16 protein-coding genes are annotated in these 22,889 nt (G+C 31.8%); 10 read left to right on the top strand and 6 right to left on the bottom strand.

The annotated features are described in order from the left end of the window. The first annotated feature begins 1 nt into the window (after position 1). Positions 2-1,234 carry a hypothetical protein gene (locus tag ACJ6WR_RS03445; protein ID WP_409417058.1) on the top strand — a complete coding sequence of 411 codons (1,233 nt, stop codon included), beginning with the start codon at positions 2-4 and terminating at the stop codon, positions 1,232-1,234. 307 nt (positions 1,235-1,541) lie between these two features. Here the strand turns inward: ACJ6WR_RS03445 and ACJ6WR_RS03440 are convergent, their stop codons facing one another. The 3 genes from ACJ6WR_RS03440 to nirK are packed head-to-tail and all read right to left on the bottom strand — an operon-like array spanning position 1,542 to position 4,341. After that, entirely contained in the window at positions 1,542-2,147 is a 606-nt protein-coding gene (locus ACJ6WR_RS03440) for an SCO family protein (protein ID WP_409417057.1), read from the bottom strand. A gap of 17 nt (positions 2,148-2,164) precedes the next feature. After that, positions 2,165-2,938, bottom strand: a complete 774-nt coding sequence (locus ACJ6WR_RS03435) for a formylglycine-generating enzyme family protein (RefSeq protein ID WP_409417056.1) — start codon at positions 2,936-2,938, stop codon at positions 2,165-2,167. A gap of 14 nt (positions 2,939-2,952) precedes the next feature. After that, positions 2,953-4,341, bottom strand: a complete 1,389-nt coding sequence (gene nirK, locus ACJ6WR_RS03430) for a copper-containing nitrite reductase (protein ID WP_409417914.1) — start codon at positions 4,339-4,341, stop codon at positions 2,953-2,955. A gap of 345 nt (positions 4,342-4,686) precedes the next feature. Here nirK and ACJ6WR_RS03425 point away from each other — a divergent pair, with 345 nt between their 5' ends. Next, positions 4,687-5,949, top strand: coding sequence for an aminotransferase class I/II-fold pyridoxal phosphate-dependent enzyme (locus tag ACJ6WR_RS03425; protein WP_039117131.1), 1,263 nt, complete (start codon positions 4,687-4,689; stop codon positions 5,947-5,949). A gap of 129 nt (positions 5,950-6,078) precedes the next feature. After that, entirely contained in the window at positions 6,079-6,546 is a 468-nt protein-coding gene (locus tag ACJ6WR_RS03420; protein ID WP_039112616.1) for a hypothetical protein, read from the top strand. Between the two features lie 53 nt (positions 6,547-6,599). Here the strand turns inward: ACJ6WR_RS03420 and ACJ6WR_RS03415 are convergent, their stop codons facing one another. Beyond that, the gene (locus tag ACJ6WR_RS03415) at positions 6,600-7,718 is read right to left on the bottom strand and encodes a hypothetical protein (RefSeq protein ID WP_039112617.1); all 1,119 of its coding nucleotides are present in this window, start codon (positions 7,716-7,718) and stop codon (positions 6,600-6,602) included. A 64-nt stretch (positions 7,719-7,782) separates the two neighbouring features. Then, positions 7,783-8,766, bottom strand: coding sequence for a transporter (locus tag ACJ6WR_RS03410; RefSeq protein WP_039117133.1), 984 nt, complete (start codon positions 8,764-8,766; stop codon positions 7,783-7,785). 123 nt (positions 8,767-8,889) lie between these two features. On the opposite strand from ACJ6WR_RS03410, the gene ACJ6WR_RS03405 reads away from it, so the two are divergent. From ACJ6WR_RS03405 to ACJ6WR_RS03380, 6 genes are all read left to right on the top strand, one after another. Beyond that, positions 8,890-9,183 (top strand): DUF4834 family protein, encoded by a 294-nt coding sequence (locus ACJ6WR_RS03405; protein ID WP_039117189.1) that lies wholly within the window; start codon positions 8,890-8,892, stop codon positions 9,181-9,183. Between the two features lie 49 nt (positions 9,184-9,232). Further along, a complete protein-coding gene (locus tag ACJ6WR_RS03400) occupies positions 9,233-11,674 on the top strand; it encodes a YfhO family protein (RefSeq protein ID WP_409417055.1) in 2,442 nt (813 codons plus the stop codon). Positions 11,675-11,723: 49 nt separating this feature from the next. Then, positions 11,724-13,007 carry a glycosyltransferase family 4 protein gene (locus ACJ6WR_RS03395; RefSeq protein WP_409417054.1) on the top strand — a complete coding sequence of 428 codons (1,284 nt, stop codon included), beginning with the start codon at positions 11,724-11,726 and terminating at the stop codon, positions 13,005-13,007. 41 nt (positions 13,008-13,048) lie between these two features. Further along, entirely contained in the window at positions 13,049-14,518 is a 1,470-nt protein-coding gene (locus tag ACJ6WR_RS03390) for a lipopolysaccharide biosynthesis protein (protein ID WP_409417053.1), read from the top strand. An 83-nt stretch (positions 14,519-14,601) separates the two neighbouring features. Continuing rightward, positions 14,602-16,278: a mechanosensitive ion channel family protein gene (locus ACJ6WR_RS03385; protein WP_409417052.1), complete on the top strand. Its 1,677-nt coding sequence runs from the start codon at positions 14,602-14,604 to the stop codon at positions 16,276-16,278. A 240-nt stretch (positions 16,279-16,518) separates the two neighbouring features. After that, positions 16,519-16,818: a hypothetical protein gene (locus ACJ6WR_RS03380; RefSeq protein WP_035623094.1), complete on the top strand. Its 300-nt coding sequence runs from the start codon at positions 16,519-16,521 to the stop codon at positions 16,816-16,818. A 7-nt stretch (positions 16,819-16,825) separates the two neighbouring features. Here ACJ6WR_RS03380 and uvrA read toward each other — a convergent pair whose 3' ends face one another. Next, positions 16,826-19,618 carry an excinuclease ABC subunit UvrA gene (uvrA, locus tag ACJ6WR_RS03375; protein WP_409417051.1) on the bottom strand — a complete coding sequence of 931 codons (2,793 nt, stop codon included), beginning with the start codon at positions 19,616-19,618 and terminating at the stop codon, positions 16,826-16,828. A 248-nt stretch (positions 19,619-19,866) separates the two neighbouring features. Here uvrA and ACJ6WR_RS03370 point away from each other — a divergent pair, with 248 nt between their 5' ends. Next, positions 19,867-22,647, top strand: a complete 2,781-nt coding sequence (locus tag ACJ6WR_RS03370) for a triple tyrosine motif-containing protein (protein WP_409417050.1) — start codon at positions 19,867-19,869, stop codon at positions 22,645-22,647. The last annotated feature ends 242 nt before the right edge of the window (positions 22,648-22,889 follow it).

The following is a 22,889-nucleotide window of genomic DNA, read 5'->3' as shown; positions in this document are numbered from 1 at the left end:
GATGAAATTATTAACTAAAATGAGTTCGCAAAAAAGTTGGGTTGTATGTTGCTTCTTTAATTTTTTAATAGCTTCGCTTATGGGGTTGTTAATGCGTTATGTCTATCTATTTCCTTTAAATATAAATTATAGTTTCTTACTTCATGCACATTCACATGTAGCGATGTTAGGTTGGGCTTATTTGATGATTTATGTTTTAATTGTTCGTTTTTTTATCCCAAAAGAAAAAAGTCAGAAACCAATTTATAATCAGTTATTCTGGGTTACCGAATTTGCTGTTATTGGTATGATGGTAACTTTCCCGATTCAGGGATATGCTTTGTTTTCGATTATATTTTCTACAATGCATATTGTACTCAGTTATGTTTTTTGTTGGCTGGTTTGGAGAGATGGTTTTAAGGATAAAAGAAGCGATCATAAACTTTTATTGGCAGTGATTTTATTTATGGTTTTCTCGACTTTCGGAGTTTGGTGTTTAGGACCAGCAGTAAGTATGTTGGGGAAACAAAGTGCTTTTTATCAAATTGCAATTCAGTTTTTCCTGCATTTTCAGTTTAATGGATGGTTTTTGTTTGCGGTTTTGGCTTTGTTCTTAAAGCAATTTGAAGATAAAATAGAAAAAAAGTCGTTCAAAATATTCTTTACTCTACTCATCATAGCTACATTTTTAACCGTTGCATTTCCTGTAAGTTGGTATGTCGAGAATAATTTATTAAGTTGGATTAATACTATTGGAGTTGTTTTACAATTGGTTGCTTTTGTCCATTTTTATAAAATGCTAAAGCTTCAAATAAACTCGTTTAAAGCTAATTTAGATTCAATGACTAAAATAGTATATGGTTTGGCGTTGTGTTCTTTATTCTTGAAAATTGGCATACAATTATTGGTTTTGATACCTAATCTAGCTGAAATTTCACATCAGATCCGAAGCTTTATAATTGGCTTTATTCATTTAACAACTTTAGGTATAATCACAGGATTTTTGCTTGGAGTATTAATTCAGAATAAGCTGCTTTCGCATCAATCTTATTTACTTCGTGCAGGAATAAAGTGTTTTATTTTGGGATATATAGCAACAGAAATATTGCTATTTATTCAAGGGGGATTTCTTTATTTTGGTAAAGGAGCACTTTGGGGTTATTACGAAGAAATTTTCGGAACAAGCGTCCTTATTGTTGTAGGGTTAAGTTTGATTACAGCTTCAATCATTAAGACAAAAAATGTTAGATTGTAATATTTTTTCGCCACAGATTATTATGATTAAAAGAATTCTAACACTTTGTCAATAAAAGGAACGCGGATTAAACTGATTCGCTAAGGCGAAAACGCGATCCCGAAGCGTCGGGACGGATTTTCTTTTTATTGTTTTAAAATCCGTTTTTATCCGCGTCTTTACTTTTATAAATCAGCGCTAATCCGCGTCCTTTTTTTGCTACAGGTTAACTTTGCGCTCCTTGCGGTTAATTCCTCAGTATATTATAAAACAAAAAACAAGAGTCGATTAATCAAAATCTTCCCTTGTTCTTTACGAATTAATTAACCTATTTAATTTTTTCTGCTTCCAGATTTATTCTGTCTACTGTTTTGTCATTGTTTACTCCTAAGCCTTCTTGTTGGTAAATCAATTCTCCATCAGGATTAAAAACACTTATAATATTGGAGTGTGAAAAATCTATGGGAGATATTTTTTTATAATTAACAGCTAGAACAGCTGCAAATTCTCGAGTATTATCTTCTGTAGAACGTAAGAAAATCCACGGGTCATTTTCCATTTTATTAGCAATAGCAAATGCTTTTAGTTTTTCGGGAGTATCAGTTTCTGGGTCAATACTTACGAGAATAAGTTTTACGTTTTTCTTTGTTTCTTTATTTAATCGAGATTCTATATTTCTCATGTCAGCAACTAATCTTGGGCAAGCAGCTTTACAAGTTGTATAAATCATTACCATAACCAGAACATTTCCTTTTAGACTTTTTAGTTCGATATCTTTTCCATCTTGAGTTGTCCATTGTGAGGGCAAATTATAAATAGATAAATCACTAATTGGTTTGTCTTCTGTGGCTAATAAACCGTCTTCTTTTTTAGATTCTTTGCAACTTTGCAAAGTAAAAAGAAGAATGAAAATTGCCATTATTGTTTTTTTCATTTTTAAATGATTTAAAATTATAGCTTTGTTGTACTAGCACATCTAAAACCTAGATTTCGCGTTGAATATTGCGCTTTAAGACTTCCTCTAAAAGCATATCGCATAAAAGCAGCATAATCCATCAAGTCGGATGCATTTACAGATGCGCCTCCGCAAAAAAGATTCTTATCGTCGCTTTTATCTTTTCTGGATTCTCCAGATAAAAAGATACTATTAAAGTCTGAAGTCCATTCCCATACTAAACCATGCATATCATAAACGCCCCAATAATTTTTGAACGTTTGTCCAATAGGATTTTCATACGTTTTTGATTTCTCGTACCAGGACAAAATGTATTTATTAAATTCCGTTTTAGTTCTGGCATCAATCCTTTTTTCATCTGCCATGGCAACATATTCCCATTCGTCCATTGTAGGCAATCGCTTTCCTTGACATTCACAATATTTTTTGGCAGCAAACCAAGAAACGTTGGTAACAGGAGCTTTTGGATTTGAATTTCCGAAATCAAAATCCGATTTCCAATAAGACAGATAACTTTTGTCTGCAAAAAGTCCTTTTATTTTAGATTTGCTATAGCTTGGATTCTTTTTGAGGAAACTCAAAAACTCATTGTTTGTAACAGGGTAAGCATCTATAAGAAAGGGTTTTACAATGACAGGCGTTTTTGTTGTAGCCCCGTAAAGAGGGACAAAGAAGCCCTCTTTTATCGGAACCATTTTCGATTCTTGTGCCCATACCATTCCCGTAATATGAGCCAAGAAAAGAATAATAATGAAAATGCTTTTTTGCATACTATTTGGTGTTGTTATCTTTGTGCTTTTACCATTTCGGGAGTAACATCTGTTTTATTATTTCCCCAACTGTTGTATATATAAGTCATAACATTTGCTATTTCATCATCAGATAAATTCTGGCTAGGCATAACATTGTTATATTTTTTACCATTTACAGTTATCTCTCCACTTAAACCATGCAGGATTGTTTTAATTGCTCTGTTAGCATCTGCATTAAGATAATCTGATTTTGCAAGAGGAGGGAACGTACTAGGAATTCCTTGCCCTTCGGATTGGTGACAAGCAAAACAGGTTGTGCCAAAAATCTCTTTTCCAATTTTCACCTTTTCTGCTACAGTCCTTTTTGGAATTACTGTTTTAGCAGCTCCATTATCAGGCATTTTCTGAATTGTTCCTCCTTCTGGTAAATAGATACCTTCTTGGATAGTTCCAGAATATATGTTTTTATGCTCAGCACCTTCTACTTTTAGTATTCCTAGTGCACCTTTATTAAATGCTCTAAAAATGGAGTGATCGACTATGACAAAACTTCCCGGAGTTTCTACTTTAAAATCAACTATAGATGCTCCACCAGCAGGAATTAGCGTAGTTTGAACATTTTTATTAATCATGCTTCCACCTTCTACATGTACATTATCAAATATTTCACCAATAACATGGAAAGAAGATACTAAGTTTGGTCCACCATTACCAACAAATAAACGAACCGTTTCACCAACTTTTGCAGTAAGTTCACCTCCATTTGTTAATGAACCAACTTTCCCGTTAAATACAACATAATCAGGTGTTTCTTTTACCGCTTTATTCATGTCAAAAGGCTGAAGTCCTTGAGCTCCATATTCACCTTGAGTGTAAAAATCACCTTGCATAACGTAGTATTCTTTGTCTACTGGAGGAAGACCGCCTTCAGGCTCTACCAAAATTAAACCATACATTCCGTTTGCAATGTGCATTCCAACAGGAGCTGTAGCGCAATGGTAAACATATAGTCCAGGATTTATTACTTTAAAGCTAAACACTTTTTCATGACCAGGTGCTACAAGTGATGATGATGCTCCACCACCAGGACCCGTAACGGCATGTAAATCGATATTGTGTGGAAGTTTATTATCCGGATGGTTTTTTAAGTGAAATTCGACTTCATCACCAACACGAGTTCTAATAAAACTTCCTGGAACAGAACCTCCAAATGTCCAATAGGTATATTTTACACCATCAGTCATAGTTCCTTCCTGCTCTTTAATTTCCATATTAACTTTTAGTTTCATGGCAGGTCTGTTACCAACTGGTTTTGGTACCATTGGTGGAGCTGTAAGTTCAGCTTCCATTTCTCCATCAGTTTTAATATCAGTGTAATTCGTAGATTCTTCTCCTTTTTTACATGATGCTAATAATAGCATTGCAAAAATTGCACAAAAAACAGCTCTCAATTTTAAGGGCATTTTATAATTCTTTTTCATAACAAGTTTGGTTTATTTTAGTTTTAAATCTTTAAGCAAAAATAAAAGACTATTTTGTCTTTTATTATGATAAAAATCATGTAAGGCATATAACTTAAAATTTAATTTTGTACTTATAATTGGGTTTAATCTTGTTAAAGATGGGGCTTTAAAATAGGGTTTAATTTTTAAATATTGATATTCAGAATATTTTTTAATAAAAATAAATGGCAAACTCTATTTTAGAATAATAATCATTATTTTTGCACGCTGTTTAAATTAAAATTATTACTTCAAAATATATTTATGGTAAAAGATTTATTCGAAAGAATTCAAAACAATAAAGGACCATTAGGAAAATGGGCTTCACAAGCTGAGGGCTATTTTGTGTTTCCTAAATTAGAAGGTGAACTTGGCCCAAGAATGCAGTTTGGTGGAAAAAATATTTTAAACTGGAGTTTGAATGACTATTTAGGTTTAGCAAATCATCCAGAAGTACGTAAGGCTGATATTGATGCTGCAACTCAGTTTGGTGCAGCTTACCCAATGGGAGCACGTATGATGTCTGGTCATACTAAATATCATGAGCAATTAGAAAATGAATTGGCTGATTTTGTAATGAAACCAGCAGCTTATTTATTAAATTTTGGTTATCAGGGAATGGTATCTATTATTGATGCTTTGGTTACTAAAAATGACATTATTGTATACGATGTAGATTCTCACGCTTGTATTATTGATGGTGTTCGTTTGCACATGGGTAAACGTTTTACTTACAAACACAATGATCTTGAGAGTATGGAGAAAAACCTGCAACGTGCTACAAAAATGGCAACTGAAACAGGTGGTGGGATTTTATTTATTACCGAAGGTGTCTTTGGAATGCGAGGACAACAAGGAAAATTGAAAGAAATCGTTGCTCTTAAACAAAAATACAATTTCAGATTATTAGTAGATGATGCACACGGTTTTGGTACACTTGGTAAAACAGGAGCTGGAGCAGGTGAGGAGCAAGGAGTTCAGGATGATATTGATGTTTACTTCTCTACTTTTGCTAAATCTATGGCTAATATCGGAGCTTTCGTAGCTGCAGATAAAGACATTATCGATTATTTAAAATATAATTTGCGTTCTCAAATGTTTGCAAAAGCATTGCCAATGATTCAAACAATTGGTTCATTAAAACGTTTAGAATTATTGCGTAATCACCCAGAATTGAAAGATAAACTTTGGGAAAATGTAAATGCATTGCAAAACGGTTTACGTTCTAGAAACTTTAATATTGGTGATACAAATACATGTGTAACTCCAGTTTATCTTCAAGGAAGTGTACCAGAAGCGATGGTAATGGTAAATGATTTAAGAGAAAACTACGGTATTTTCTTGTCAATTGTTATCTATCCAGTTATTCCAAAAGGAATTATTTTATTAAGAATGATACCTACTACATCTCATACTTTGGCAGATATTGATGAGACACTTACAGCTTTTGAAGCTATTCGTGAAAAATTAGAAAATGGAACTTATAAAGAAATTGCTAGTAGAACTACAGTTGATTTAGATGCATAGTTACAATCCAATATTCAATTGAATATATGGGAATTATATAAAAAAATCCATTCGTTATGCGAATGGATTTTTTTTGTTTAAGACTATTATGTACTATATTTAACATTCAAACTTTTAAACGGAATAATTATGAAGAAAATAATAGCAATAATAGGAGCCGTTACATTAGTATTGGTTTCTTGTAAAAAAGAGAAACAAGAAGAGATAATCCCTAGTACGGTCGAATCTGCAAAAATCGAAGAATCTGTGGGCAAACAATGTTTTCAATCAGTAACTAATAAGGATACAGTCATACTGACTTTAAACACAAATTCTCATAATGAAGTAGATGGGCAATTGACGTACAAGATTTATCAAAAAGATAAAAACGAAGGAACTATAATAGGGAGCATAAAAGGAGATACACTTATTGCTGATTATACTTTTAAATCTGAAGGAGTTTCTTCTATAAGAGAAGTTGCTTTCCTGAAAAAAGCAGGAACTTTTATTGAGGGATATGGAGACCTTATAGAAACAAATGGTAAATTGGTATTTAAAGATAAAAAGCTTTTAAAATTTGATTCAAAAATGACTTTATCAAAGGTCGATTGCAAATAGTTTGGGAGCTGAGAGAATAAAAAAATCCATTCGCATAACGAATGGATTTTTTATTATAATTCTTTACGAAAAGTAGCTCTTCGCTTGTGTATTACAGGATCAAAATGTTTCCATAAATTATGGATAGCTACATTATCTGATAATTCAGGAGTTCTATAGCAATTAACAATTCCTTTTTCTTTAAAAGTATGGTAATATTCATTGAAGATAATAGCTGTTACAGCCTTGTTCTGATACTCAGGGTGAACACCAATCAAGTAAAAAATCATATCCTTACTATGCTTTTTTGCTTTAAGTAAATGAAGAAATCCAAACGGGAATAATTTTCCTTTTGTTTTCTGTAAAGCTTCCGAAAAGGATGGCATTACAATACTAAAAGCTACAATGTTATGGTCTTTATCTTCTACAAATTTTATAAATTCGGGATTGATAAAACTGATGTATTTCTTTTTGAAGTATTCTTTCTGTACATCCGATATTGCTACAAATGAAGATAAAGAAGCGTAAGATTCATTAAATAAATCAAACATTTTATCTACGTGAGGCATAACTTCTTTAGTTGTCTTAAAGTTAAGCGGTTTTAATTGGTATCTTCTCTTAACCAACTCATTTGCCTTTTCAAAAAACTCAGGTTTTACGTTAGCAAAAGGGAATTTACTTTCGTCGTATTTTTTTTCTACCACATAACCCAATTGTTCAAAATGAGTTGCGTAATAGGGATGATTATACCAAGTAATCATCGTTCCTATTTCGTTAAAACCCTCGGTTAAAACTCCAACTTTATCCAGATTAGAGAATCCCATTGGACCCTCAACATATTCCAGGTTGTTTTTTCGCCCTAATTCATATACTCTTTCAAGTAAAACTTTGGTAACTTCGATATCATCAATAACATCAAACCAGCCAAAACGAACTTTCTTTTTTTGTTGGCCATTAACTTCATCCCAGTTAATTATGGCAGCAATTCGTCCTACAATTTCATTGTTTCTAGAGGCTACATAAAAAGTAGCTTCGGCATTTTCGAATGCAGGATTTTTGGTTTTATCAAAAGTCTCTAACTCATCAGCAATAATAGGCGGAACCCAATATTTATTGTCTTTATATAAAGAGAAAGGGAATTTTACAAATTCGGTTAATTCCTTTTTAGTTTTAGCTTCTTGTATTGTAATCATTAAGACGGTATTGTTTATTTAAAATTCTCCTTTTTAAGAGATAGTGTATTAGTAACTACAGTTTTTATTCAAAAGTAGCTTTACGCTTTTGTTCCATTAACTGATAATCTTCTTCTTTTTCTTTTTTCTTGCTTTTTTTAGGGTTTTTGTCTTTTTTACCTTTTTTATCAGTAAAATTCATCTGAACCTCTTTGTATTTTGCATCGTAACGCCAAGAAAAACCTACTCCACCATAAAAAATAGAAGGAGTGTCTTTAAAATTAGTACTTATAGAAGCGTCAATTTGCATGCTTTTGTTTAGTAAATATGCAGCACCACCTCTAATAATACAATCGCTATAAAAGTCGCTTTTGTATCCTTGATTTTCGACAAAACCAGACCATTTATCATTAAAACCTCTTGTAAGTGTTAATACATATCCATAACTAGGATAGTCGGTGGTAATATAATCTGCAATGATATTGGTTACAAAAACCCATTTCCCATCGCCTAAGTGGTTTTGAGTAATCAACATGATTTTAGGAGAAATGCTAGATTCATTTGAAAAAGCATACGGATTTCCTGCAAAAGTAAAATTAGCTCCTGCAAAAATAGAAACCGCAGGAATTAATTGATGCCAGTCAAACTTTTGATTAGCCTTCCAGCTATAAATATTAGGTTTCTTTTCGTAGTTTTTAAAAGGATCGTAGATTAAATATTTAGCTCCAAGTATGGTTTGTTTAAAATCATTTTTTTTGTAACTATTAAAAGGAGTACTGTAATCTTCCATTTGGTATTGCAAATCGGCGATAAGCTCAAGTTGCTCACGAAAAAGTCCCCAACGAAGCGTTAAATCAGTACCGAAACCACTTGCGTTATAATTTAATAAGTCATGTTTTTCATTAATTCCGTAAACACCAACTTCAGCTTGTATTACAGATTTTCCTACAGCAAAAGCAGACATTGTTTCTCCTGGGCGGTTTGAATTAATTACATCGGTATGTTGTCCGAAAAAAAGATAAGGCGTTAAAAAAACGCTGGAAATAATCAAGTTTCTGATTTTAAACATATTATTTTTATTAGTTAAAAAGTAATAACGCATTTCAAATGTACTATATTTTATTATTAATTTAAGATTGATATTTTAATTTTGAAGAATGGATTTATTATTTTTGAAAAAAATTATATGATTATGCAAACAGCATCTTTTTCAGGTCTTATAAAAGCGATTTTTTATATGATTGCTTTTTATTACATTTTTAGATTCTTGGCAAAATTATTTCTGCCAGTTTTAGTTAAAAAAGTAGTAGATAAAGCAGGTGAAAACTTTCAGAGACAACAGCAACAACAATATAGACAACCACAAGATAATTCATGGCAAAAAACCAGAACAAATGATGAGGTTATAATTGACACGGCCAATGCGAAAAATCCTCGTGAAACCAAAAAAGTAGGCGATTACGTTGATTACGAAGAAATAGATTAAGTTTGTAGTTAAAATAATAGATTTTCATCCATAACCAAACCCACCAAAATTGAAAGTAATAAATAAGCTTTATCCGCATGCCCTTGTTATATTGGGATTTGTACTCGTTTCTTTAATTTATTTTTATCCTGTATTACAAGGAAAACAGATTTTTCAATCGGATATTGCACAATATACCGGAATGGCCAAGGAACAAAATGATTTCAGAGCAACTGAACATTCTGAACCATATTGGACAAATTCGGCTTTTGGCGGAATGCCAACTTATCAACTAGGAGCTAATTATCCGCATGATTATGTAGGTCAGATAGATGATGCTTTACGATTTTTACCTCGTCCGGCAGATTATCTGTTTCTATATTTCTTAGGGTTTTATGGTTTGTTATTGGTTTTGAGAATCGACCCGCTTAAGGCTTTTATCGGAGCATTAGCTTTTGGATTCTCTACTTATTTAATTATCATTCTTGGAGTTGGACATAATGCCAAAGCGCATGCTATTGCGTATATGCCATTGGTTATCGCTGGATTTATACTTGTATTCCAGAAAAAATACATTCTCGGAGGTTTGCTCACCATGTTTGCGGTAGCGTTAGAAATTAATGCTAACCACTTCCAGATGACGTATTATTTATTGATATTCTTATTGATTCTTTCAGGATATTATACTTTCAATTTTATTAAAGAAAAAGAATATAAGCCACTTTTAATTTCATTTGGAGTTTTGGCAGTAGCCGGAATTTTCGCTTTAGGCGCAAATGCTACTAATTTATTGGCTACTAGCGAATATGCTAGTTTTAGTACCAGAGGAAAAAGTGAACTAACATTTAATCCAGATGGTTCAAAAAGTAATACAAACGGAAGCGCATTAAGTCGTGATTATATTACAGAATACAGTTACGGAATTGCTGAAAGTTTTAACTTAATTGCACCAAGATTATTTGGTGGTTCTAATAGTGAAAATGTTGGTACAGATAGTAAGATGTACGAATTCATGATTGGACAAGGTGTTCCAGAAGGTCAAGCTCAGGATTTTGTTTCGGCAATGCCAACGTATTGGGGAGATCAGCCTATTGTGGCAGCTCCAGCATATATTGGCGCTATTGTTTTCTTTTTGGCAATTTTGGCTTTGTTTATTGATGACCGAAAAATTAAATATGTATTCTTTTCGGGAGCAATGGTTGCTTTAGTACTTTCCTGGGGTAAAAACTTTCCGATATTAACTGATTTCTTTATCGATCATGTTCCTATGTATGATAAGTTTAGAGCAGTTTCTTCTATACAGGTTATTTTAGAATTATGTTTCCCAGTTCTTGCAATTATGGGATTACAATCTTTCTTTAAACTAAAAGACATTGACCCAAAACTACAGCAAAAAGGATTGGTGCAAACAGGAGTATTTAGTATTGGTGTTTTACTAATATTAGTTTTCTGCAAGAGTATGTTTAATTTTTCAGGAGGTAGCGATAGTTATTTTTTAGAGAATTACGGACCTGATTTTGTAGATGCATTAAAAGAAGATAGAAGAACATTATACTCAGCAGATTTGTTGCGTTCTGGATTCTTTATAGTAGTTACTTTTGGAGTATTATGGTTCTTTATCAAGAATAAATTATCTCAAAATGCAGCATTAATTATTGTGAGTGTTTTTATGATTTTTGATTTGTTCTTTGTTGATAAAAAATATGTTTCGGCCAAAGATTTTGTAAGCGGAAGAGAGGTTGCAGTTCCTTTTCAGGAAACACCTTCGGATGTGCAAATTTTAAAAGACACTACACATTATAGAGTTTTTGAAGTAAATGGTAACTTATCAAGTGCTAGAGCTTCTTATTTCCATAAATCAATTGGTGGATATCATGCTGCAAAACCAAGAAGAATGCAACAGTTATTTGACTATCAGATAGCCAAAAATAATATGGAAGTATTGGATATGTTAAATATAAAATACATTATCCAAACAAATAAAGAAGGACAAGAATTCCCGACAATAAACCCAAATACTAACGGTAATGCTTGGTTTGTAAAAGATGTTAAATTGGTAAATACTGCCGATGCCGAAATGAAACTTTTGGATCACTTAGATACTAAGAATGTAGCAGTGTTTAATATTCATGATCATGGTTCTAAATTTAAAAGTGCTCGATTAAAGAAAAAATGGGATGCAAGCGGAACTATAAAATTAGACGTTTATAAACCAAATTATATTAAATATACATCGGATAACTTAAATGATGGTTTAGCGGTATTCTCTGAGATTTATTACGAAAAAGGATGGAATGCTTACATTGATGGAAAACTTACAGATCATTTTCCTGTAGATTACGTGTTAAGAGCACTTGAGGTTCCTGGAGGAAAACATACAATCGAATTTAAATTTGAGCCACAAGTTGTTAAAACTGGTAGTATGATTACACTTGCTAGTTCAATAGGTATGCTAGTTCTTTTAATCGGAGGAATTTATTTTGAAAGAAAAAAATCGATTGGCGTTAAGTAATCGGTTTTCAATCTCAGTTTGCAACTTTAAACATTAAACCACTTTTTTCTTGGAACAAAAGAAACTCCTAATTATAACATATTACTTTCCACCAGCTGGAGGGCCTGGCGTGCAACGTTGGTTGAAATTTGTAAAATATTTGCCCGAATTTGGTGTTCAGCCAATTGTATATGTACCAGAAAATCCAACATATCCTATTGTTGATGAAGGTTTGATGAACGAAGTTTCGGATCAGGTAATTGTTATTAAGAATAAAATTATTGAGCCTTATCAATTAGCTTCATTTTTTTCGAAAAACAAAACAAAGAAAATAGCTTCTGGAATTATTCCGAATCAGAAAAAGCAATCTTTTCTGGATAAAATATTCCTTTGGATTCGTGGTAATTTATTTATTCCTGATGCTCGTGTTTTATGGGTAAAGCCATCGGTTTCTTTTTTAGAAAAATATATTGTTGAAAATAATATTGATACGATTGTAACTTCTGGGCCACCACATAGTTTGCATCTTATTGGTTTAGAATTAAAGCAGAAATTAAACGTAAAATGGTTTGCCGATTTTCGTGATCCATGGACTACGATAGGTTATCATAAATCATTGCGTTTATCAAGTTATGCTGCTAAAAAACATAAGAAATTAGAACATCAGGTTTTAAATACTGCCGATACTATTCTTGTTACAAGTAAAACTACCAAAGCAGAATTTCAGGAAATAACAACAAAACCTATTGAAGTTATTACCAATGGTTATGATGTAGAAAATGTAGAGAAGCAAACATTAGATACCAAATTTACTTTGGCGCATATTGGTTCTTTTTTATCCGAAAGAAACCCTCTTTTTTTATGGGAATGTTTGGTTGAGTTATTGCAGGAAATCCCTGAATTCAAACAACACTTGCAGGTAAAACTAATTGGTGCAGTTAGTCAGGAAGTATTAGAAACAATCGAGAAGTTCAAACTGAATGATTACCTGAATAATTTAGGTTATGTTTCGCATAACGAAGCTATTGCTCATCAAAGAAAATCTCAGGTTTTATTGTTAATCGAAATAAACTCAGAAGATACAAAGAGTATTATTCCTGGTAAGTTGTTTGAGTATATGGTTTCTAATAGACCAATAATTGCAATTGGACCTAAAGGTTCTGACTTCTCAGATATTATAACTCAGACAAATACGGGTGTGTTTTTTGACTATTCTGAAAAAATGAAATTAAAAAGTGTAATTTTGGATTTTTATAATCAATTTTTAGAAGGAAAACTACAATCAAACGGAGTTGGATTGCAGCAATATTCTAGAAAAAACCTAACAAAACAGTTAGCACAATTGATTAAATAGAATACTTTTTAAAATTTCAATAAAAAACATAAATACCTTCAATGGGCATAGTCTTAAATCAGTCTTTTAAAAATACTATTATAACATATATTGGTTTTGGTATTGGTGCAATAAACACGCTTTATTTATATCCGATTTATTTAGGCGAAACGTATTATGGTTTAACAAATTACGTTACTTCAGCGGCAAATGTTATCATGCCTTTGTTTGCTATCGGGATGCAAAATACATTGGTCAAGTTTTATTCTCAATATAAAACAGAAGAAGAAAGAGAGCAGTTTTTGTCCTTTACAGCACTATTTCCTGTTTTAATGTGTATTCCTTTGGGAATAATTGGACTTTTCTTTTTTGATGATATCACGGCTTTTGTATCAAAGAAAAATCCTGTTGTAAAAGAGTTTATCTTATTGATTCCTTTTATCGGAATTTGTATGGCTTATTTCGAGATTTTTTATGCTTGGGCAAGAGTACATATGCATTCCGTTTTTGGTAATTTTATCAAAGAAGTTGGTTTAAGATTGTTTTCTACACTTGCTTTGGTAGGATTATATTTTGATTGGATAACCTTAATTCAATTTGTATATGTGACGGCTGCAATTTATTTTATAGCTTTTATCGTAACGATGTTTTATGCTTTTAGTATTAAAAAGCCTAAGTTTCAGATTACAATACCAGCAAATGTAAAAAGTGTAATGGAATATACGTTTTACATAATCCTTTCAGGAAGTGTAGCCAATTTGCTTTTGGATGGAGATAAGCTTATGCTTAATCAGTATATGAAAATTGAGAATATTGCTTATTATTCGGTAGCAACATATATAGCCCTGGTAATCTCGGTTCCAAGTCGTGCTATGCATCAAATTGTATATCCTATTACGGCTAAGTTAATGCACGATGATAAACACGATGAGTTGAATGATTTGTATAAAAAGACATCTATTAACTTACAGATCGTTGGTGGATTTGTGATGTTGTGTATTTTCGTAAATATTAATCAGTTATACGAAATCGTTCCTGAGGAATATAGAGGAGGAGTTCCTGTTGTTTTTATGATTGGATTGTCTAAATATTTTGATCTTATTTTAGGGAATAATAATGCTATTATTTTTAATACAAAATATTACCGAACGGTATTGTTCTTAGGATTAGGTTTAGTTGTTTTAACCTTTGTTTTAAATATAATTTTTATACCGATTTATGGTATTACAGGTTCTGCATTTGCAACGTTGCTATCTATTACAGCATACAGTTTGGCAAAATTACTTTTTGTAGTTAAGAAACTTCATTTGTATCCTTTTACTAAGCAAAATTTGTATTCATTACTGGTTACAACGGTATTGTTTCTATTATTTTACTTTTGGGAATTTCCAGTTTATCCTTTAATCGGAATTGCTTTAAAATCAGTTATTGTGACTGTTTTTTATGTGTATTTAAACTATAAATTCGCTATTTCTAAAGAAATTAATGATGTGATTAATAAGTTTATAAATAAGCTTGGAATTAAAATTTAGTAAGAAATAAGGTCACGAACTAAAAGTGATGCATTTTGTTTTTATATTTGTTATAGCCGCTTGTGGTTTTATTACATACAAATATGAAAAAGAGAGTAATTGTTTTTCTGTTTATTTCGTTGCTATTAGTTTCACAAGTTAGTTTTGCTCAAAAGGCAAAAATGCAACCTGAAAAAGAAATCGTTCAAGGTAATACTGTCGATACGATTGCTAAAATTAATTTAAGGGGATATCCTGTAACACCTTTTAAAGACACCCTTTTTTATGTTTATAATAAAGTAGGTTCATTCTCTGCCGAGAATAGAGCCAAAGCTATTTCTGACAAAATAAAAAAACTTTATGAAGATGCTTTTTTTGTAAGCGATTCTCTAAAAATTATTCCTTCGGATATAAGTTTGGATATTGTTTACGAAAGTGATTTTGTAATAATGTCGATTCTTGAAGCGGATGCGAAATCAGAGAATATGCCTGCTGCCAATGTTGCCAAGCGTAATTTTACGGCAATAAAAAGAGCTATTCTTTTTCAGAATGAAAACTATTCTTTATTACCAAAAAGACTCGGATTTACGGCTCTGCTAATATTAATTCTTGGTCTTGTATTGTTTTTTGTAGGCAAACTTTTTAATAAAGGAAGTCTTTATGTATCCAGAAATAAAAAAAAGTATTTTACAGGATATAAATACAATGAGATAACTATTCTTAGTCCGCAAAAGCAACACTTTTTGGTATTACGATTAATAGGAGCTATAAAGGTTTTCGTTTTGTTATTAATTGTGTATTTATCTTTACCAATACTCTTTAGTATTTTTCCTGCTACCGAAGGTTATACAACAACTTTATTACGATGGATTCTTACGCCTGCAAAATTGGCTGTAATGGGGTTTCTGGCATTTCTTCCTAATTTGTTTACAATACTTGTAATTGCATTTATTTTTAGATACACCTTAAAAGGGATTAAGTTTTTTGTAGATGAGATTAGTAAAGGGAACATAAAAATAGATGGTTTTTATAGTGATTGGGCAAAACCAACCTTTAATATCATCCGCTTTTTAATGTATGCCTTTATGTTGGTTATTATTTTTCCGTACTTACCAGGTTCAGATTCACCTATATTTAAAGGAGTTTCGGTTTTTGTGGGAATCTTATTTTCATTAGGATCGTCTAATGCAATTGCTAATATGGTTGCAGGACTTGTAATAACCTATATGCGTCCTTTTAAAATAGGAGATTTTATAAAAATAGGAGATGTAAGCGGAGAAGTAATCGAAAAAACGGCTTTGGTTACGCGTGTAAGAACACCAAAATTTGAAGACATTACAATACCAAATTCAACTGTTTTATCGAGTACATCGACTAATTATTCGGCAAATACAAAAGAAGATGCAAGAGGATTGGTTATGCATTCTACAGTTACAATTGGATACGATGTGCCTTGGAGAGATGTTCATAAAGCATTAATTAATGCAGCTACAAAGACAGATTTTATAGAAACTACTCCGGCTCCGTTTGTTTTGCAAACAAGTTTGGATGATTTTTATGTTGCCTATGAAATTAATGCTTATACCAAAGAGCCTCAGAAACAACCTCAAATTTATTCATCCCTACATCAAAATATTCAGGATAGTTTTAACGAAGCTGGTATCGAAATTATGTCGCCACATTATAAAGCGCTGCGTGATGGAAATAAAACGACAATACCCGAAGACTATTTAGGTAATAATTACGAAACTCCTACGTTTAATATAAATGGCAAGTTATAATTTGTTTAAAAGGAATTAGATAGCTGAAAAAAAGAGAATTGCCTTATGTGTAATGAAACTTTTAATAAGGGACTCTATCTTGTGGAATTAATATTTTTTAGTGTTTTATGATGAAAAATTAATTGTAATATCACTAAAAGTGGGTATTGTGTAGTTTCTGATTGTGAGCTAATTTTGCTTTCTAAATTCCCCCAAATAAATTATTAAAGTAAATAGCTAAAATAATTTTAATTAACGATTATGAAAAGCCCACAGTTTACACAAGAAGAAAGTCTACAAGTATTTTCGAATATAATTTCAAATAAAATACATAACGGTTTTATCTTAGAAGAAAGAAACGATGAAATGCTTTTTGCAGTTTTATCAAAAGGGGAGAGAGTAGTTGATCATAGTTTTAATTTCCTGATTTGTTGCTTAACATTCGGATTATGGTCTATTGCGTGGTTATACTTAACCATAGAATCATCTAAAAACAAAAAGATATTAGTTGCCATAGATGAAGATGGAATTCCTTTTGAAGATAAATGTTACTACGAATAATTTAAGATTACAGCTTGTCTTTTAGATAAATACCTGTTATAGATTTTTTTACTTTAACGATTTCTTCTGGAGTTCCCTCGGCCAATAATTCTCCACCATTTTCTCCACCTTCTGGACCTAAATCTATTATCCAGTCGGCACATTTTATAAGGTCAAGATTATGTTCAATAACAATTATTGAATGACCTTTGTCTATCAATGCATCAAATGAAGCCAATAATTTCTTGATATCATGAAAATGAAGTCCGGTTGTAGGTTCATCGAAAACAAATAAAGCTTTGTCTTTTGTCGCTCCTTTTACCAAGAACGAAGCCAGTTTTATACGTTGTGCTTCACCACCAGAAAGAGTCGAAGAGGATTGTCCTAATTGTACATATCCTAAACCAACATCTTGTAGAGGTTGCAATTTTTGAGTAATCTTAGTCTGATTGTTTTTAGAAAAGAAACTAATAGCATCATCAATTGTCATGGTTAAGATGTCATTGATGTTTTTGTCGTCAAAAGTAATTTCTAAAACTTCTTTTTTGAAGCGTTTTCCACCGCAAGTTTCGCATGGCAACTGTACATCGGCCATAAAAACCATCTCGACGTTAATAGAGCCTTCACCTTTACAAGTTTCGCATCTTCCACCATCTACGTTAAAAGAAAAATGTTTGGCTTGGTAGCCTCTTATTTTTGATAGTTTTTCTTTGGCATATAATTCTCGTATATCATCATAAGCCTTAATGTAGGTTACAGGATTAGAACGCGAACTTCTTCCAATAGGATTTTGATCGACATATTCGATATGTTTTATTTGCGAGAAAGAACCTTTTATTTCGGTAAATTGACCAGCTTTTTCGGCTGCATTATCTAGTTTTTTCTGAATTGCAGGGAATAAAATCTTTTTAACAAGCGTACTTTTTCCGCTACCAGAAACTCCCGTAATTACAGTTAAAACATCTAATGGGAAAGTAACATCTATATTCTTAAGGTTGTTTTCGCGAGCACCAATAACCTGTACGAAGTTTTTAGATTTACGGCGTTGTTTAGGAACAGTAATTTCTAAATCGCCATTTAAATATTTAGCCGTTAGAGAAGTTGATTTTAATATTTCGTCATACGTTCCCTGAGCTACTAATTCTCCTCCAAAAGTTCCTGCTTCAGGACCAATATCGATGATCATATCGGCAGCTTTCATGATGTCTTCATCATGTTCTACAACAATTACCGTATTACCTAAATCACGAAGAGAAAGTAATACTTTTATCAATCGTTCAGAATCCTTAGGGTGCAAGCCAATACTAGGCTCATCTAGAATATACATAGATCCAACCAAGCTACTTCCTAGAGAAGTTGCCAGATTGATACGCTGAGATTCTCCACCAGAAAGAGTCGAAGAATTTCGGTTTAAAGTAAGATAAGATAATCCGACTTCCGTTAAAAAGGATAATCTATTATTAATTTCGACCAACAAACGTTTTGCAATTTGTTTTTCGTAAACGTTAAGATCTATTTCGTTGAAAAAAGTAACTAAATGCTGAATTGGTAAATCGACTAAATCTGAAACCGTTTTGCCATTTATTTTTACATAAGAAGCTTCTATTCGTAAACGTTTTCCTTTACAAACGTGGCATTTTGTTTTTCCGCGGTAACGCGAAAGCATTACTCTGTTCTGAATTTTATAATTTTTCTCTTCTAGTTCTTTGAAGAAATCATTTAAACCTTCAAAATATTGATTTCCTTTCCAGATTAACTCTTTTTGTTCTTCGCTTAATTGAAAGTAAGGTTTGTGTATCGGGAAATCAAATTTATGTGAATTATTTACCAACTGATCACGAAACCAACTCATGCTTTCGCCACGCCATGGGAAAATAGCATTCTCGTAAATAGATAAAGAAGTATTAGGAACGACTAAATCGGCATCGATACCAATAATATTTCCATATCCTTCGCAAGCAGGGCAAGCGCCGTATGGATTATTGAAACTGAATAAATGCGGATTTGGTTCTAAGAATGTGATTCCGTCTAACTCAAAATTATTAGAATAGCTGAATCTTTTATTGGTGTTTAATTCTTGTAAAAAACAAATTCCTTTTCCTTCAAAAAATGCAGTTTGAACAGCATCCGAAAGACGGTTGAAAAATTCTTCTTCGTCTTTTACAACGATTCTATCAATAATCAATAATATATCCTGATCCTTTTTCGCGTCAAGCGAAGAAGCAAATTCATCCAAACGAACCATTTCGTTATCGATTAAGATACGTGCAAAACCTTGTTGTAATAAAACATTAAGTTTCTCTTCTAGTTTTCTTCCTTTTTCAAGATGAATAGGAGCAAGAAGCAACCATTTACTATCTAATTCGAAGCTTTTTACATCGGTAACAACATCGGTAACGGTATTTTTTTTGACTTCCTGACCAGAAATAGGAGAGTATGTGCGACCAATTCTTGCAAAAAGTAACTTTACATAATCGTAAATTTCTGTAGATGTTCCTACAGTCGAGCGCGCATTGGTAGTATTTACTTTTTGCTCAATAGCAATTGCAGGAGCAATTCCTTTTATGTATTCGACTTTTGGTTTATCTAATCGACCTAAAAACTGACGTGCATACGATGACAAACTCTCGACATAACGACGTTGTCCTTCGGCATACAAAGTATCAAAAGCCAAACTTGATTTTCCAGAACCCGAAAGTCCTGTGATAACAACAAGTTTGTTTCTTGGAATGGCAACATCTACATTTTTTAAATTATGTACCTGAGCACCTTTAATGATGATATTTTTCTTTGGGTCGAGTGTAGAAAGGTCAATTTGCATACAAAAAATCAATTTCCACAAAAGTAATCAATTTTCATTTGAGTTATGTTAAGGATAGGGACTCAATTTGTTTAAAATAATGTGATAATTATTGTTTTAGAGTTTAAATAAGTGTGATAAAATACTATTTGTATTTTTATTTCATTTTTTGCCAAAATAGTGTTTTATCAGTTAATAATGATTTATTTTAGTGCAGTTTTAATACTAAATTAATACCACAGATACCATTGAAATCGAAATTTCACCTTTTGTTCGTTTTTTTATATTGTAGTGTTTATTCTCAGGAATTACCACCTATAATTAAGTATCCTCCCAGCGTTTACGGAGCAGGTAATCAGAGTTGGATGATTTCGCAAGACCAAAAGCATTCTTTATTTTTTGCTAATAATGAAGGTCTTTTAGAATTTAATGGAACCAATTGGGAGTTATATCCATCTCCTAACGAAACGATTATTCGATCTGTAAAAGTTATCGATGATAAAGTTTATACTGGTTTTTATATGAATTTTGGTTTTTGGACAAGACAACCAAATGGAAAATTAAAATATACTTCGCTTAGTGATTCTATAAAAAATAAAATTCTTGATGACGAACAGTTTTGGAACATATTAAAATACGATCAATGGATTCTGTTTCAATCTTTAAACAGAATTTATATTTATGATACTAAAACTAAAAAGTTTCAGATAATAGCGCCCAAAAATGGTGTCGTTAAGTCATTTAGAACAAATACTTCGATTTACTTTCAGACAATGAAAGAAGGTCTTTTTGAAATAGAAAGTGGCAAAAAAGTCTTGATTTCGGATAATCCAATTTTAAAAAATAATACCATTGTAAACATTTTTTCTGTTGATGAAGGTTTGCTAATTCAGACGCAATTAAGCGGATTTTATAAGCTAATCGGGGATAGTTTAACCAAAGTTCATACAGAGATAGATAATCAATTAGAAGCTAGTTTTGTTTATAGTAGTCAGCTGCTTTCGGATGGTAGTTTTGCGCTTGGAACGGTATCTGATGGGATTTTTATAATTTCGAAAGAAGGTAAACTCAAGTATCATATTTCTCAAAATAAAGGACTGAGTAATAATACCGCTTTATCATTGTTTGAGGATGATGATAAAAACCTTTGGGTAGGATTAGATAACGGTATAAACTGTATTAATCTTCAGTCGCCCATTCATAGTTTTACCGATGATACAGGGATTCTGGGAACGGTTTATGCCTCGGCAACCCACAACGGAATTTTATATATAGGAACAAATCAAGGGTTATTTTATAAAAAATACCAAAGCACCGAAGAATTTAAGTTTATAAGCGGAACCAAAGGTCAGGTTTGGTCTTTGTTTACCTATGACGGAACTTTATTTTGTGGGCATGATTCGGGAACATTTGTTATAGAGAATAATATTGCTAAAAAGATATTCTCGGCGTCTGGAACTTGGAAATTTGAAACAATCGCGAGTCATAGTAATTTATTGATGCAAGGTAATTATTATGGTATTTCGATTCTGGAAAAGGGTAATAATCAGTGGGGATTTAGAAATAAAATAACAGGATTTGATTATTCGTCACGCTATTTTGAAATTACTAAGAATCTGGAGATATATGTAAGTCATGAGTACAAAGGTATTTTTAGGTTACAACTAGATAATGAACTAACAAAAGTTAAAACATTTTTTGCGTATGCATCGCCCAAGAAAGGGAAAAATGCGAGTTTAATTAAGTTTAATAATTCTATTTATTATGCTTACAAAGGAGGGATTTTTAAGCTTAATAATGCAACAAAACAGTTTGAGAAAGACAAACTGCTAAGTTCTGTTTTTGAGAAAGACGAATATACTTCGGGGAAATTAATTGTAGATAATTCTAATAAAATATGGTTGTTTTCTAAAAACTATATCCATTATTTTTCGGCAAGTAAACTAGGAAGTGAGCTTAAGCAAAATGTTATTCCGATTCCGGCATCGTTAACCAACTCCATGTTAGGATTTGAGAATATTACACAGTTATCCAAATCAGATTACCTCATCGGTACAACAGATGGTTATTATACGTTGAATATTGATGATTTGAGTTTTAAAAATTATGTAGTTTCTATTGCTGCCATTACTACAAATAAACTTAATGAACGAATTGCCAATGAATCTATTCTTGAAGAAGGAAGTTTTAAATCTGACGAGAATAATATAACTTTTAATTATACGGTTCCTGAATACAATAAATACATTAACTCAGAATATCAATATTTACTAGAAGGTTTTCAGGATGATTGGAGCGAATGGAGTGTAAAGCCAGCGGTGAATTTCAAGAACCTTCCACCAGGAAATTATACATTTAAGGTAAGGGCAAAATTTGCCAATAAAGTATTAGAAAATACAGCAACATATTCATTTACGATATTAAAACCCTGGTATCTTACCAATGTGGCTTATTTTATTTATTTGTTATTAGCATTAATCGTAGCTTATTTTATAAATAAAGCTTACAGGAATTATTACCATAAACAGAAAGAGAAACTAATAGAAGAAAACAACTTGTTATTAGAGATTAAAGAGCTCGAAAATGAGCAACAATTAATGAAGTTGCGAAACGAGCAATTAACTCAGGATGTAGATAGTAAAAACAGAGAATTGGCAGTTTCTACAATGAGCTTAAATAGCAAAAACGAATTATTGGCTTTTATAAAAGAAGATCTAAAGAAAACATCCGAAGACGGGGATAAAAATATAAAATCGGTAATTACGACCATCAATAAAAATATCACCGAAGATGATTCCTGGAACGTGTTTAAAGAAGCATTTGATAATGCCGATAAAGATTTCCTGAAAAGGATAAAACAACTTCACCCTTTATTAACTCCAAATGATTTACGACTTTGTGCATACCTGAGATTGAATCTGTCGTCAAAAGAAATTGCTCCATTACTAAATATCTCGGTAAGAAGCGTGGAGATAAAACGTTACCGTTTGCGTAAAAAAATGGATTTGCAGCATGAACAAGGTTTAGTTGAGTATATTCTTGCTGTATAGGAAGCTACTAAACAGAAAATTTTACCTATACATCACCACAACATTAACGTTATTGTTGTGGTTTTTTTATGATTTACATTAATATTTTAACATAATTTAACATTGCTGATTTACTATTAATACTGGTAATTTTTTATGTTATATTAAAAATAAATAGTCTTTTTTGTGATTGTATGTTTTTTGTAAAGGTTGTTTTTGAATAATTATCAATGAATCCGAATAAATTTATCTTTCAATAAAAA

Origin of the sequence: Flavobacterium sp. PS2 (assembly GCF_046250155.1) — a bacterium.
In the GTDB taxonomy this organism is placed as follows: domain Bacteria; phylum Bacteroidota; class Bacteroidia; order Flavobacteriales; family Flavobacteriaceae; genus Flavobacterium.
Note: the sequence above shows the minus strand (reverse complement) of the source record. Positions and strands in the feature narration are given on the sequence as shown.